This is a genomic window from Afipia dichlorophenoxyacetatis (assembly GCF_055386385.1).
The window spans coordinates 2,300,748-2,313,900 of the sequence record NZ_AP029250.1; the positions used below are offsets into that span (position 1 = coordinate 2,300,748).

16 protein-coding genes are annotated in these 13,153 nt (G+C 57.7%); 9 read left to right on the forward strand and 7 right to left on the reverse strand.

Features of this window, described 5'->3' with window-relative positions:
• Positions 1-19 precede the first annotated feature (19 nt).
• Positions 20-358 carry a hypothetical protein gene (locus ACZ5C3_RS10780; RefSeq protein WP_464037547.1) on the forward strand — a complete coding sequence of 113 codons (339 nt, stop codon included), beginning with the start codon at positions 20-22 and terminating at the stop codon, positions 356-358.
• A gap of 80 nt (positions 359-438) precedes the next feature.
• Here the strand turns inward: ACZ5C3_RS10780 and ACZ5C3_RS10785 are convergent, their stop codons facing one another.
• The 4 genes from ACZ5C3_RS10785 to ACZ5C3_RS10800 all read right to left on the reverse strand — a co-directional run bounded on the left by ACZ5C3_RS10785 (position 439) and on the right by ACZ5C3_RS10800 (position 3,467).
• Positions 439-831: a hypothetical protein gene (locus ACZ5C3_RS10785; RefSeq protein WP_464044698.1), complete on the reverse strand. Its 393-nt coding sequence runs from the start codon at positions 829-831 to the stop codon at positions 439-441.
• Positions 832-948: 117 nt separating this feature from the next.
• Complete coding sequence (locus tag ACZ5C3_RS10790) at positions 949-1,206, reverse strand: hypothetical protein (protein WP_464037550.1); 258 nt, start codon at positions 1,204-1,206, stop codon at positions 949-951.
• A gap of 106 nt (positions 1,207-1,312) precedes the next feature.
• On the reverse strand, positions 1,313-1,963 hold the full coding sequence (locus ACZ5C3_RS10795) for a hypothetical protein (RefSeq protein WP_464037552.1): 651 nt from the start codon (positions 1,961-1,963) through the stop codon (positions 1,313-1,315).
• Positions 1,964-2,288: 325 nt separating this feature from the next.
• Positions 2,289-3,467: an alkene reductase gene (locus ACZ5C3_RS10800; protein ID WP_464037554.1), complete on the reverse strand. Its 1,179-nt coding sequence runs from the start codon at positions 3,465-3,467 to the stop codon at positions 2,289-2,291.
• Positions 3,468-3,551: 84 nt separating this feature from the next.
• On the opposite strand from ACZ5C3_RS10800, the gene ACZ5C3_RS10805 reads away from it, so the two are divergent.
• The 7 genes from ACZ5C3_RS10805 (at position 3,552) to ACZ5C3_RS10835 (ending at position 9,083) form a co-directional block, all read left to right on the forward strand.
• Positions 3,552-3,998: a winged helix-turn-helix transcriptional regulator gene (locus ACZ5C3_RS10805; RefSeq protein WP_464037556.1), complete on the forward strand. Its 447-nt coding sequence runs from the start codon at positions 3,552-3,554 to the stop codon at positions 3,996-3,998.
• Positions 3,999-4,126: 128 nt separating this feature from the next.
• Positions 4,127-5,260, forward strand: a complete 1,134-nt coding sequence (locus tag ACZ5C3_RS10810) for a helix-turn-helix transcriptional regulator (protein WP_464037558.1) — start codon at positions 4,127-4,129, stop codon at positions 5,258-5,260.
• A 601-nt stretch (positions 5,261-5,861) separates the two neighbouring features.
• Complete coding sequence (locus ACZ5C3_RS10815; RefSeq protein ID WP_464044699.1) at positions 5,862-6,020, forward strand: hypothetical protein; 159 nt, start codon at positions 5,862-5,864, stop codon at positions 6,018-6,020.
• Positions 6,021-6,033: 13 nt separating this feature from the next.
• Positions 6,034-6,330 (forward strand): hypothetical protein, encoded by a 297-nt coding sequence (locus ACZ5C3_RS10820; RefSeq protein WP_464037560.1) that lies wholly within the window; start codon positions 6,034-6,036, stop codon positions 6,328-6,330.
• An 886-nt stretch (positions 6,331-7,216) separates the two neighbouring features.
• Positions 7,217-7,504 carry a hypothetical protein gene (locus ACZ5C3_RS10825; RefSeq protein WP_464037562.1) on the forward strand — a complete coding sequence of 96 codons (288 nt, stop codon included), beginning with the start codon at positions 7,217-7,219 and terminating at the stop codon, positions 7,502-7,504.
• 89 nt (positions 7,505-7,593) lie between these two features.
• Entirely contained in the window at positions 7,594-8,139 is a 546-nt protein-coding gene (locus ACZ5C3_RS10830; RefSeq protein WP_464044700.1) for a peptidylprolyl isomerase, read from the forward strand.
• Positions 8,140-8,255: 116 nt separating this feature from the next.
• Positions 8,256-9,083, forward strand: coding sequence for a tetratricopeptide repeat protein (locus ACZ5C3_RS10835; RefSeq protein ID WP_464037566.1), 828 nt, complete (start codon positions 8,256-8,258; stop codon positions 9,081-9,083).
• A gap of 11 nt (positions 9,084-9,094) precedes the next feature.
• Here ACZ5C3_RS10835 and ACZ5C3_RS10840 read toward each other — a convergent pair whose 3' ends face one another.
• Entirely contained in the window at positions 9,095-9,934 is an 840-nt protein-coding gene (locus ACZ5C3_RS10840; protein ID WP_464037568.1) for a transglutaminase-like domain-containing protein, read from the reverse strand.
• Between the two features lie 213 nt (positions 9,935-10,147).
• On the opposite strand from ACZ5C3_RS10840, the gene ACZ5C3_RS10845 reads away from it, so the two are divergent.
• A complete protein-coding gene (locus ACZ5C3_RS10845) occupies positions 10,148-10,588 on the forward strand; it encodes a GNAT family N-acetyltransferase (RefSeq protein ID WP_464037570.1) in 441 nt (146 codons plus the stop codon).
• 5 nt (positions 10,589-10,593) lie between these two features.
• Here the strand turns inward: ACZ5C3_RS10845 and ACZ5C3_RS10850 are convergent, their stop codons facing one another.
• Positions 10,594-12,465: an acyltransferase family protein gene (locus tag ACZ5C3_RS10850; protein WP_464037572.1), complete on the reverse strand. Its 1,872-nt coding sequence runs from the start codon at positions 12,463-12,465 to the stop codon at positions 10,594-10,596.
• Between the two features lie 80 nt (positions 12,466-12,545).
• Positions 12,546-12,857: a hypothetical protein gene (locus ACZ5C3_RS10855; RefSeq protein WP_464037574.1), complete on the reverse strand. Its 312-nt coding sequence runs from the start codon at positions 12,855-12,857 to the stop codon at positions 12,546-12,548.
• Positions 12,858-13,153: the final 296 nt, after the last annotated feature.

Sequence of the window (13,153 nt, forward strand, 5' to 3'; positions counted from 1 at the left end):
TCAGGATGGAGGACACCATATGAAGCCTATCAGGAAGCAGGCCGTTATCGCTGCAATGTTGCTCATCGCAGGCGTGGTGAATGCCCATGCCGACAATGACGTCTACAACCCCACCACAAAATACCCGCGCAGCGACGCCGAGCTTCACGCCGCTTCAGCCGATTGCGCGCAGAAATTCGGTGCGCCTGACAACGGCACCGAGACGTCGCGGCAGTTCAAGCGATGTATGCTTGGGCACGGCTGGAGATTCAGCCACACCGTGCGCGAACGCACCTGGATCGATCCCGAGACCGGACTGAACTGCCGGCACAACACGTTTATGGGCGTTCCCGGTTCATATTGTTCCAATGTGGACTGACGCGAGATGGAATCCGTACGAGTTCTTGCGTGCGCGATGACACTGCCGGCGGCGGCGAACCGGGTAAGGCGCCGCCGCTGCTAGACCGGACTCATGGTTTCGCTGAAGCACCAGTGCCCGGGCTCCACCCGCGTGCGTTCGCCAATCCGTCCGCCCTCGATCGGAAATACGACCATCGTTTGCGATGGGTGCCCCGCGACGTCGGCGGTTGTTGCCGAGGCGCACGCTTCCCAATGATTTCCGTTCAGGCGCGGCTTGCTCAATCGGGTGTTTTGCGGTGTCCCGACAAAAAGCGAGTTGGGATTGTCCTTCACGATTTGATGAAGATCGGGTTCTCGTTCCGTCGGCGTCTCGTACGCCTTGCGATGGGGAATCCAGTCGGGAGCGACTGTATTGCCCGCATCGACGGCATAGCTGCAGCCCGCGAGAAGAGGGCAGATCACTACGGCGACCAGGACTTGTCTTGTCAGCATTGACGCACACTTGAACTTCACAAACGAGCCGGCCTTTTCGACCGGCTGCCCCGTGCATATCAAGTAGTTTTTTTGAGAGGTGCGACTTGATCAAATCGTGATCAGGCCGGCGAACGCTCAGGTGCTTGGGTGAAACCACCCAAATATCGCAAGAATGACGCATGTCACCAAGGCCAATATCCGGAAGCCGATTTGTATCCAGTACTGGACCGGCTTGGCATCCTGATGAACATCCGTGTTCGACCAGTCCAGCAAACTGGAACTCCAGAGCCTGATTTTTCTCTCGGCAAGGGCAGACTGCAGTTTGCGGCTGCCACTGACGAGCAAGTAGATCGCGACGATGCGAGCAACGATTTCACACAGGAAGAACTTCATGCCAACGTCCGTTCATCGAGTCCGCATGCGATGACTGGGGCCGGACCTTAAAAGTCACGTCCCAGCGCATCAATATCGGACGCGAGCTCGCGATCGTTCTCAAATATCAGGATTGGTGCGGTACTTCGCGCGACGCGTGATCCCAGAACGCCTGGACGGCGAAAAGCATCTCGCCATGAAGCCGCTCATAACGCTGCTCGGCGTCCGAAGAGAAGGCGGCACGTCCTTTGTCGTCGCGAGGAACGGGCTCTCCCAGAGCATCGGCCATGTCGATGTAAAAGTATGTCATGTCGCCATAGGGGCGCTTGAAATCCATCAATTCGACATAACCGTCATAGGTGCGGGTGTTGACGTTGCGCATGAGAGTCACATGCTCCGGTGCGACGGCGAATGTAAACTTGTCCTCCGGCGGCACTTTGATTGGAGGTGAATCCCACTGATTGAGCTGGAGTTCGCCGTCCTGCGCGAGCGCGCGGTGATAATTGTCGAGTTCATACCGGCCCGGAGCCAGATGATAGGTTTGAAGAAACTGATGAGCGGTTTTGCAGAGTTCTTCAGCCAATCTTTCCCACTTGCCGTCTTCGTTGTTGTCTTCATCCGGAAACAGCGCGAGGACCTTCTGAAGGACCGTTCGATTGGCTTCTTCATCGTTCACATCTCCCATGAGAACGATGCCGCCGGCCTCTGCCGGAACCCAACAGGGGCGTAATGACGTGCGCATCGCGGCGATCAGAGTGACCATATCAAGATCGTTCATGTCGAATTCCGTGCGGATAAGGAAGGGACATGCGTTTGACGTCAGGACCGCGGAAATCGTTCAAAACGTTTCGAGCGAAGTGGGTACCTAGCGGTCCGATTTGAATGTTCGCACCCCGTCTCAGCGAGTAATGTTGCGAACGTCAAACTCTACTCATTCGCGTGAAGAAAACGCGTCAAATAATTGAGAGACACGGGCCGCGCAGCCGCGCCGCAAATTTATCGCTCATGCTGCGCTCACGGCAAAGTCCCGACCTAATTGTCGGGACTTTTTTGTCAGAGGGATTTAGACTCAGACCGCCATGGTCTTCTGAGGCACGCCGCGCTCAGCTTGCTGCCGCGTCCAGCGCGACCGGTCGATAGGCAGGGAAGTCCGTGTAACCTGCCTCACCATTTCGTGTGTAATAGGTTGATCGGTCCGCGACCGCCAACGGCCAGCCGTGCTTGAGACGATCAACGAGATCCGGGTTTGCGATGTACGGTCTGCCGAAGGCGATGAGGTCCACCAAGCCGGTGTCGAGCGCCGCCTCGGCGCGCGCGCGATCGTTGAAGCCGCCACACCAGATGAAGGCGCCGGGAAACAATGCCCGAGCTTTGGCAAGCAGTGCGTGGTCGAGGTATCGAGGCTTGAACACGCCCGTCTCCATGTTTCCTTCGGGCAGCAGTTCGTAGAGCAGATGGATATAGGCCACGCCGCGGCGCCCCAGTTGCTCGACAACATACAGGAATGTTTCCTCGACAAGCGGGTCCGTGGGCATGGAGCCGTACTTGCCGAACGGAGACAGGCGGACACCCACGCGCCCCGGACCGAATTCAGCCACCACCGCATCGACGACCTCCATCAGGAAGCGCGTACGATTGTCCATGCTGCTCCCGCCGTAGCGGTCGGTGCGCGTATTGAGCACCGAGTTCATGAACTGCTCGATCAGGTAGCCGTTGGCCGCATGGAGTTCGACACCATCGAACCCGACCTTTCGTGCATTGACGGCAGCTTTGGCGAAGGTGCCGACCATGGCCGACACTTCATCGGTGCTCAGAGGCCTCGGCGTGTCCACAGCCATAAACCGCAATCGTCCGTCCGGGCCGTGGGCAAACACCTCCGAGCCCTCAGCCCGTTGCGCGGTCACGCCGACCGGGGCTTGGCCGTGCGGCAGAATCGAAGAGTGGGCCAGCCTGCCGACGTGCCACAACTGCATAAACATCGTGCCGCCGTGACGGTGGACCTCATCGGTCACCAGACGCCAGCCACGCATTTGGGCTTCCGAATGGATGCCGGGTATCCGCGCGTAACCGTGGCTGGACTGATCCACGTCGTTGACCTCGGAAATGATCAGGCCGGCACTGGCGCGCTGGCCGTAATAGGTGGCGATCGTCGCGTTCGGCAGATCACCATCGGTGGGGAGGGCGCCCTCGGACGTTCGCGTGCGAGTCATGGGCGGCATGACGATGCGGTTCTTCAGCGGAACAGTGCCACCGAGCAGGTGAGATTGGAACAGGTCGGCCATCGCTTTTCCTCCGGTCGGTTTCGATCGAAGGTTTACTTTTCGGCCGCCGTGCCCATCTACACACCGTTTGGTCAGTGGTGGCGAATGAAGATCAACAAGAGACTGCCGGGCTTGCCGGCCGAGCGCGCGCTCCGCGTCATTTCGGGACGCTGGAAGGCGGTCATCCTTCACACGCTGCTGGATGGCCCGCAGCGTACATGCGAGCTGGAGAACCGCATTTCCGGCATATCGCAGAAGGTGTTGATCGAGCAACTGCGCGCGCTTGAAGAACACGGAATGGTGACCCGGCAGCCCAGCGGCGAGCATCGTCAGGGGATCGAATACCTGCTCACTCCACTCGGCGAAAGCCTGCGGCCTATCCTGGAGGCGGTCATCGCATGGGGAGTCCATCACGCCGAGGCGCTCGATGACGCCGATCGGCTTCTGCCATGCCATGCTGTCGTTCGAGATCGTCCGGTGCGGAACGATGACCGCCGCATCGCCTCGACGCGCGGCGTCAAGACTCGCGCCGTGACAAGACGCGCACCGTGACCAAGACACGGACTTAAGCCGCAGCCACACCCTGATTGAGAGTTGTTCGTCGCGCCATTCTGCGCCGCCGTTGTACGGTGGTCGATCTCATGGTAACCGAATAAGGTTCGCCCCAATCAGTCGAGCCCATGCCCGCTGACGCAGACCATTTTCTTGCCGCCGTCGAGGCCATCTACGACGCAGCTCCCGATCCGTCATTGTGGCCGGACGCTCTCGGCAAAGTGGCGAACTGCTTCGATGACGCCGGCGCAATCCTTGAGTGGCGAAAGGAGGATGCGACGTTCGGCGTCATCGTCTCCGAAAGCCTGATTGCGGCGAATCGCGAGTTTGTGGAGCGGCAGTGGACGCATCACAACTTCAAGGGCGAGCGGGCGATGCGGGCCGGCCTCTACTTCGGAGGCGAACCGATCACCGATCGGCACATCGGTCCGGTCGACGATGCTTACCTTAATCATCCCTTCAACAAGGAATTCCTCGCGAAGTACGGCTTGGGCTGGTTCGGCGCAGTGTCGGTGTCGCCGGATCCGAGGATAGGCGTGCTGGTGAGCGTGCAGCGAGCTTTTGAAAAGCCGCAATATTCCGATGCCGAACTGAAGGTTGTCAGCGCCCTGGGACGCCGCATCGAGAAATCCTTACGGCTGTCGGTGCGGCTTCTCGATGCCGAACTGACAAATTTGGGACTTGGCGAGGCCTTGGCCCGCATCGGCGCAGGCGTGTTTGCGCTCGATTGGTCGGCGCGCGTGCTGTTCGCTAATCCTGTCGGCGAGAGCCTGATTGGCGAGGTGTTCGACGTTGTTGACGGCCATCTGAATGTCAGGATGCCCCCCAGCCGTGCTCAGTTCGAATCCGCGGTTTCGCAAACGCTTCGCGCCGAGGCGCAGGACTTGCTGGCTGAGCCAAGACCCTTTCTCGTCGAGACCGCGTCGGGAAGGCGTTTCGTATTCTACCTGCTGCCGATCTCGGCGCGCGCTGCTTCAAATCGTAATTTTCTGAACCGTACCCGCGCGATCGTGCTCGCGATTGAGCAGAAGACTGCTGAGCCTCCCGATCCGGCGGTCGTGCGCGACATCCTCGGGTTGACGCTTGGCGAAGCAAGGGTCGCGTCCCTGGTCGGCTCGGGCGTTGCTCCAAAACTGGCTGCGGACCGCCTTGGGATCGCCGAGGACACGGCGCGCAACGCGCTGAAACGGGTTTTTGAGAAGCTCGATATATCCCGGCAAAGCGAACTCGCGGCGCTGCTCGGACGGCTCGTATTACGATAACAACTTGTCGTCGAGGTGGCTGCCGATGCACCACCGGCCCGGGTCGCTCGCAGCAGACTGCCCCCTATCCTGCTGGTTTTCCCGCCAATGCCCCTGTTTTGAAAAAAAACACGCAATTGTCCTGACCTAGACCCATTTGGGTCAGGCGACCGGAAATGGCGGGCCGTATCTTGATGGCTTGTGGAAGGCCCGGATCGATAAGAGCGGTCGTTCGATCGGACTGAAGGCCGACTTGTCCGCTTCAAATCGCGTGCGCAAAGGATTCAAGTCTGTGTCTCGGGGGACGATCGCGCGCAGAGCGCTGGTGCTCATTATGCTGACCGCATCGTATTTTTCGTTGCCGTCCGGTGCACTGATGGCGGCCGGCCCGAAGCGGGGGACTGTTCGGGTGATGATATGCGATCCCGGTTTCCACCCGGGTTCACAAAACAGTTGCATCCGAAACGGCAGTTCGGATTGCGGTGATGGAACGAGCTGCCGAGCAGGTTTTTACTGTGCCGGGCACGGTTGCGTCCCAAACGGCGGAATAGCATGCGCAGATGGAGAGCACTTCTGTCCGGGAAACACAAAGTGCTCCAATGACGGGCGACAGAAGTGCATCATGTCGAGTTCGGCACCAAGTCCAACAGCATGTGGTCCCGGCTACCACCTGTTCTTCCCCGGCGGAAACACCGTGCAATGTCAGATCAATCAGCCCGGCGGTCCCGAAGGCGGTCCGGGGGGCGACCAAAGCACCATTACCGGCATAGGCCAACATTGAATGGAAAACCTGAATGTTGATATTTTTCAATACTGCTGTCTCCCTTGTCATTTCCTTCCTTGTGCTGCGCAAGTCTGCAACGCCAAAGCGACATGCGCTTGCGTTTCTCATAACCGCCGTCCTGAGCGGGATCATTTCTTTCGTCTCATTCGAAGTCGCCCATCCATACGGGGGCGTCAGCACCGGTGCACGATACAGCGTTGCGCTTGACAGCCAGTTTGCGTGGGTGATTGGGCTGATCGTTGGTTTCGCGTTGGGCGCTGTGGCCGCGAAGATATTTCGTCCGAAGACAAACGCGACGTCGGCCTGACCTGCAACAAAGGGGACGGAAAATGCCGCTCCTGAATGCAACATTAGGAGTGCTGACGTCCTCGATCGTAGCCGCTGCGTTTCTTGTTTCTTACTCTGCCGTCAACGAGGCTATTCCGTCCAAAGAGGCGCGACGTGCGTCGCAGGATGCCGCTTCAACGATCCGGAAAGAAGATCGGCTTCAGGCCAAGAAGGGGATGGAAAACGTACAGAGTTCACCTCAAACCACCGCCGTGGCGGACTCCCGCTTGATGAGGCTCTGTTCAACAGCGGACGGTCAGATGTTTGGGTGGCAATGGCCTAATGTCCCTTTTGCGGCGATGGCTTGTGACAATTCGCAGGCACCTCAGCGTGGCCGGTCGGTTCGGCAAGCCCCGCCAGCATCCAACTTGATTAATAGACGATGCGGGGCGATGTGCATGGTTCACAGTCACATTGGTCGAGACGAGCTGTAAACGGAGTGAGAAACGATGCCGCTCGCTGTCGTCGGAGATACCCGCCGGGTTGAACTGCAATTGAACGCTGTGCCGAAAGATCTCCAATGTTGAGACGTCTTGCGTTTGCCATGATGATTTTAGGTTCGACGTCCGTCTCGGCGTCTGAAGCAAGAACCAGCAAATTCTCCGACGCCGATCAGTCATGTCTCGACGCGATGAAGCAAGTCCAAGACAGCTACTCAAGCAGCACGTCTAAGCCGCTTTCGCCCTTGGCTGCTGCTTTGGTTCGGACATGCGACAGTCATCCGGTCAAAGGTGTCTGTGAAGCAGCATCACAGGTTGTCTTTGAGAAATTCGCAAGCACACCGTTCAACTGCGGAAGCAATGCAGCAGCTTCGGTGCCGCTGATTTTGCCGCAGACGTCAGACAAGTGAGAGTATGGGAGCTGTTATGATCAGATTTTTATTGATGCCGTTGCTGGTGGGTGCTTTTTTTGTCGGTCCCGTGTGGGGCACGGATGATGGTGCCGTGGACCGAGCGACAGCGCTTCGAAATAACTCGTGTGCTAAATTTGCTCTGTGGATCGCGTACGGCGTGCATGATGACGATGATCTGCCGGTACCTGAACTGATGAGGTACTGCAATGACGCGACCCCGTCGGTCTGCCGGGCGACAACCGATATAATCCGGGAAAATGGCAAGCAGTCGCCGCTGACGTGCAAAAAATCGGAATATTAGAGGAGAGCGAGAATGAACTCTCCGATCACGACATCGATTGCGCTGCCGGCATGCGCATGCTCCGCACGTTCTTCAGACAGGATCAATCCATGATTCGAATCGTCGCATTTGTTGCCGCAGTCCTCTTTCTCGTTCCCGCGCTGGGGCAGTCGCTGCCCGCTGGTCTTGACAAGGCAAATTCAATTGTCATCGACACCAATAAGGGCCGCATCGTCATCAGGCTACGTCCCGACATTGCGCCAAAACATGCCGAGCAAATCAAGCAGCTCGCGCGCGATGGCTATTACAACAACGTGCCGTTCCATCGCGTCATCGACGGCTTCATGGCGCAGACCGGCGACGGCCAAAAATTCGACGGCTCAGGCAGGTCCAAATATCCAGATCTGAAGCAGGAATTTTCCAAGGTTTCTTTTAAACGTGGCGTTGTCGGCATGGCCCACAACCAGCTATCCGTCGACAGTGCGAATGCTCAGTTCTTCATCATGTTGGCCGATATCCCGCAACTGAACGGACAATATACCGTGGTCGGCGAAGTGGTATCCGGAATGGACGTGGTCGATAAAATCAAGCGCGGCGAACCGGCTGTAGATCCCGACAAGATGGTGAAGGTTCAGGTCGCATCAGACATAAAGTAAATCTCGCTCCCAGTTGGATTTATCCATGACCGCGAGATTCTCTCGGGGAGGATAGACCCTCAAGCGCCAGAAGTTGTCGCTGACGTGCAAAAAGTCGGAATATTAGGAAAGCGAGAATGAACTCTCCGATCACGACACCGATTGCTGTTTCAATGAAAATGATGGGCATTGTCTTTTTGATTGGGGCTGCTTCGATACCCGTCGCCGCATTGGCTGAGCCGTCTCCTCAGGGCCTCCATGCAGCAATGACCAAGTTTGCAGCCTCCAAACCGAGTAAGCAGTTGGAGTTGGCACCAGCTCCGGCCAGCGCCTGTTACGAAGACGTGACAGAGGGAGCGATCGCAGACTGCACGGCGGAAATTAAACGCACGGCCGCAAAAGATTTGGATAGGCCCTATAACGCCCGCGGATGGGTCTATTACAATACAGGTGACTTCGACCACGCGCTGGCAGATTACAATGAGGCGATCAGGCGGAACGCGAGAACACCGGACGCGTGGGGTAATCGCGCCATGATCGAGCTGTATCGGGACGATCTGGCAAAAGCCCTGGCGGACATCAGCCAAGCAGCTGAGATTTCTCCTGAAGATCCCACGACTGCTTTGTGGCTCGACATTATTGGTGACCGCAACGGCATTCGAAGCAGTCTTGCGCGAAGATCAGAAAAATTCGATATGACAAAGTGGCCTGGACCCATCGTCAAACTCTATATGGGAGATTTGACTCCAGCAGCGGTTTTGGCCGCGGCAGACCAATCGGATGTCAACGTGAGAACGCTCCATACTTGCCAAGCTAACTTCTATATCGGGATGCTGAAGCTTCGTGCCGGTGCGAAGACAGACGCTGCAAGATACCTTCACGAAGCCGCTTCCAAATGCAGACCTGCCGACATCGAACATCATGCGTCCGTGCTGGAACTGCAAAGGATTGAACGGAAACGCTGATCAGGTGCGCATCACGATGACGCGAAAGCATCCTTCGGCGGTGCCGCCCACGGAAATTGCGCGAGGATCGTTTGTGCAGCGTGTCTGTCGGACGGGGCGGGATCGAGCACTTGGGCCAGCGCATCGATGTCGCGTGCTTGCTCGTCCGTCACGCTGCGCGTCGCGCGAAAAGCTATCGCAGGACCCCAGTCATCCCACGGCAGGCATTCCGTGCCCGCAAGCGAAGCCGCATCGCGGATCACGCTCGACGCAATCCACCATTCGCCGACGATATCTGCATAGGTCAGGCCGCAGGTTGCGGCATCGATCTCGCCCTTGCGCACCGCGCGCCACATCGATGCCGCGGATCGAAAGCCGGTTGAAGGCACGTTGGCGATGTCGAACGTGATGCGCATGCCTTCGCGCGCCCGCCGGCCGAGCTGCGCATCGAGCATGACCCACTGTCCGTCGCGTTGATATTCGCAGACGTAGTGATCTTCCCATTGGCCTTTGCTGAAGTAGCTCGCGAAGCCCGCGCGCAGCCGCGCCGGAATGCTGTGTGCACGCAGCGCGCTGATCGCGAGCAGGGCGAAGTCGCGGCAGGTGACGTAGAGATAGTCGGGAAGGTCGCGATGGATGGTGAGCGGGCGCGGGTCCGGTTGAATGAGCGTCTCAAGCAGCAATGACGAGCGGCGCAGGCTGCGATCGCTTTCCGCGTAGTCCGGCACCGGAAAGCCGATCTGCCGCGCTACGGCATGATGGATCACGAACTCTTCGATCGCGTCCGCAAGCGCCACAGGCTCGGACGGCAATTCCTTCAACTGCGCCAGATACGCGCCGGGATCGGTCCACTGTGTCTGCTGGCTGTCCATCGTGTCAGAGTCCTTACTCACGCAGCCAACTATGTTGCGCGGATTGCGCCCGCGTCAATCCTCATCCGGCCGAGTGTCGCCTCAATATCTGGTCACGATACAATGGCGGGAAAGAAGAGGGTGCCTATTGTTCCGGTGTTGGCTCAATGCCAAAATCGGCGGATGCAAATACGAGATGCTTCGCCAGAGGATGCGCCGGCTGCTTGTATCGTCTTGAAACGATCGATAGCCGAGCTTTGCGTTGCCGACCATCGAAACGACTCCGCCATCCTGGCGCAATGGTTGGGCAACAAGACCCACGAGAATTTCCGCGCCTGGGTCAACCAACCCGATAATTCAATACTTGTGGCTGTCGCAAATCAGACCATTCTGGCGGTCGGATCAGTCACCGATGCAGGCATGATCGGGCTTAACTACGTGTCGCCGGATGCGCGTTTTCAGGGCGTGAGCCGTGCCTTGCTGCGAGCCCTCGAAGTACGAGCCGCCGCACGCGGCAATCATCGGTGTCATTTAACGAGCACCGAGACCGCGCGCCGATTTTACTTATCGAACGGCTACGTCGAAAACGGAGCGCCGGTCGGCGGGTTTGGAACGAGCTCCGGTTATCCAATGACCAAGGCGCTCGCAATGTCCGCACACCATGGAGGTGAGTGAGGACATCACTCAGGTACAGCTGACGCCGAATTAACACCCAAAGCTTGCGCGAGGCGCTGAGAGACAAATTCTGCGCTGGCAGTCGTCAGATGACCATAGTCCCAGGTCGTTAGCTCTCCAGGCTTTCCCGGAACGGAAACAAGGCAACCTTCGTCGTTGCACAAAGCATCGTTGACCGAGAAGAACTCGGCCCCCTGGCGTTTCGCGATAGCCTTGATTCGCTGGTCAATGGTGCTGACGAAAGGCGCAACAGTTTTGTCACGCGGCGGGACATGTCCTGAGTTTATCTTGAGGTCATATGCGACGATAGGAAGTGTAGGTTGCCAGATCGGGGCAGGGCCGAGCACAATAACGCGAGCGCCCGTGCGGCTGAATTTTTCGATGGCCGATGAAAGCGCCTTGCTCTCCTGCGTCGTTTCACTCCAGTCCTTTGTGTAGTTCGGCCACGCCGCGAACAAGATCACGTACTGCGGCGCCTGTTCCGCCGCGATCTTGAAAGCGTAATCTGCGGTCGCCACACAGTCCGGCGCTTGAGCTGCAGGCATGCAACTTGACATCGTAATTTGCCAAATTGGCTTGTCGCCGAAGGCCGACTTGAGGCCCGAATAAAGCCGACCTGCATGGGAATCGCCGACCAATAGAATAGCTCCCGGCTGGTTCGGGGCCGAGCATTCGAGCGGAAAATCCGAAGAGTCTTTTGCAGGTTCTCGCCAGCATGTGTGCAGCCTGGCGCCCTGGCCGTAGTCGTATTGCGCCATTTTTAGAATAGCGTTCACGTCGTCCGGGTAGCGACTAGAAAGCCCGTCACTCGTCATGATAGCGAGAGAAGCCGCGGAAATGGCTGCCATGGAAGCCCAAAGGGGTTTCCAGATCGCGAGCGGCTTGAGGCGCTGGACTCGTTTTTCAACAAGTTCATAAGTTGCCGCCGCGAGGATAACGCTCAACAGCAGTGAGATAACCGGCGGGACATCCAATCGGGCAATCTTCGCAAACGTCAGGATCGGCCAATGCCACAAATACAGCGGGTAGCTGATCAGGCCGATGTAGACGACGGGTCTCAGAGAGAGCGTCCATTGTGCGATGGGCGTCCTGTATCCCGTGCAAATGATCGCTGCAGCTCCCAACGTTGGAAGCGCGGCCTGATATCCCGGAAAGCGGCCTCTTGGGTCGAACGCAAAGACAGCGTAGCCGATTGCGACAAGGCCAATGACAAATATCGCCGAGCGTATCTGCGCGGGCATCGTCCGCAGCCCAACGATGGCGATGGAGCCACCGAGAGATAATTCCCAAAATCTCGTCAGGGGAGAATAAAACGCCGCTGTTGGGGCAACCTTGGTGAGGTAAATGCAAAGCAGGAACGATGCCGCGCTCGTGATCGCTAAAAAGGTAAGCAGCACGCGGCGGTGCCGAGCCAATTGAACAACGACAATTGGCCACACGAAGTAGAACTGCTCTTCGATTCCGAGGGACCACAAATGCAAGAGCGGCTTTGTGTCTGCGGAGACGTCGAAATAACCTGCCTCTTTCCAGAACAGAAAATTCGGGACGAACAATGTGCCGGCAATCGCCTGCTTGGCTAGCTCGTAATAATCGATAGGCCAGAGCAAAAACCAGCCGGCGACGAGTGTTGCAATGAGAACGATAGCGAGCGCGGGCAGGAGGCGTCTGGCGCGCCTGGCGTAGAAGTTCAAAAAGGTGAAACGATTGTCCTCGATGTCGCGGAGGATCGTTTGCGTTATCACAAAGCCGCTAATGACGAAGAACACGTCGACGCCGACGAAGCCGCCTTTGAACGTCTGGAATTTGGCGTGAAACAACAAGACACTGGTGACAGCAATTGCCCTGAGACCGTCAATGTCTGCTCTGCGACTGATCAATTTTTCGCCCCGCCAAGAATGGCGGCAACTTAGGTCAGGTCAGCGATTATTCGCAATCGTCAATTGAGTGGAGACTGCGTTCACACCGCATCATAGTCAGCGCACGAACTTACCTTCCACACGAGGAAGAAGATCGCCTTCGTCAGGAACGGGAGCACAATAAACAACCACAACGGAATGAGCCCCTGATTGTGGGCTTCGGAAGCGAGGATACCAACCGTAAAAAAGCTGCCGATGTCGATGAATTGCAAGGCCGTGCACAGAATGGGGCGGTCCGGCAGACGGCCCTTTCTCTCAGCAATCGCCAGTCCGGCCACCGAGATGATGGCGGCGCCAACCCAGCTCAGAACGAGATACGGGATCAAAGGCGTGATGTTCAGCGACAGCGTCATGGTCATGCCTTAAGCGGGAAGGGGCAGGCATTTGACGCGGATGGCGCGGAAGCGGTTCAAGAAGAGCGTTCTTCACGCACTTATACAGAGTATCCCCGCATTCCACCGCCCCATCCCGGGACACGTTATCCAGTTGTCATAAATCCGGCTGCAATTTCTTGTTGCGCGGGGACCACACGGCCCGGCAATCTGTTCCTCCCGGCCCAAATAACGCCCCACGGGGCGGCATGGCGGTGGTTCGATGTCCCTCAAATGGGGTACGAAATCGGACATAGTTTTGGAATCGCCGGGAAGTC

Excerpts from the sequence above, each read along its gene's own strand:
- ACZ5C3_RS10780 (WP_464037547.1), top strand. The coding sequence starts at position 20 with ATGAAGCCTATCAGGAAGCAGGCCGTTATCGCTGCAATGTTGCTCATC.
- ACZ5C3_RS10785 (WP_464044698.1), bottom strand. The coding sequence starts at position 831 with ATGCTGACAAGACAAGTCCTGGTCGCCGTAGTGATCTGCCCTCTTCTC.
- ACZ5C3_RS10790 (WP_464037550.1), bottom strand. The coding sequence starts at position 1,206 with ATGAAGTTCTTCCTGTGTGAAATCGTTGCTCGCATCGTCGCGATCTAC.
- ACZ5C3_RS10795 (WP_464037552.1), bottom strand. The coding sequence starts at position 1,963 with ATGAACGATCTTGATATGGTCACTCTGATCGCCGCGATGCGCACGTCA.
- ACZ5C3_RS10800 (WP_464037554.1), bottom strand. The coding sequence starts at position 3,467 with ATGGCCGACCTGTTCCAATCTCACCTGCTCGGTGGCACTGTTCCGCTG.
- ACZ5C3_RS10805 (WP_464037556.1), top strand. The coding sequence starts at position 3,552 with ATGAAGATCAACAAGAGACTGCCGGGCTTGCCGGCCGAGCGCGCGCTC.
- ACZ5C3_RS10810 (WP_464037558.1), top strand. The coding sequence starts at position 4,127 with ATGCCCGCTGACGCAGACCATTTTCTTGCCGCCGTCGAGGCCATCTAC.
- ACZ5C3_RS10815 (WP_464044699.1), top strand. The coding sequence starts at position 5,862 with ATGTCGAGTTCGGCACCAAGTCCAACAGCATGTGGTCCCGGCTACCAC.
- ACZ5C3_RS10820 (WP_464037560.1), top strand. The coding sequence starts at position 6,034 with ATGTTGATATTTTTCAATACTGCTGTCTCCCTTGTCATTTCCTTCCTT.
- ACZ5C3_RS10825 (WP_464037562.1), top strand. The coding sequence starts at position 7,217 with ATGATCAGATTTTTATTGATGCCGTTGCTGGTGGGTGCTTTTTTTGTC.
- ACZ5C3_RS10830 (WP_464044700.1), top strand. The coding sequence starts at position 7,594 with ATGATTCGAATCGTCGCATTTGTTGCCGCAGTCCTCTTTCTCGTTCCC.
- ACZ5C3_RS10835 (WP_464037566.1), top strand. The coding sequence starts at position 8,256 with ATGAACTCTCCGATCACGACACCGATTGCTGTTTCAATGAAAATGATG.
- ACZ5C3_RS10840 (WP_464037568.1), bottom strand. The coding sequence starts at position 9,934 with ATGGACAGCCAGCAGACACAGTGGACCGATCCCGGCGCGTATCTGGCG.
- ACZ5C3_RS10855 (WP_464037574.1), bottom strand. The coding sequence starts at position 12,857 with ATGACGCTGTCGCTGAACATCACGCCTTTGATCCCGTATCTCGTTCTG.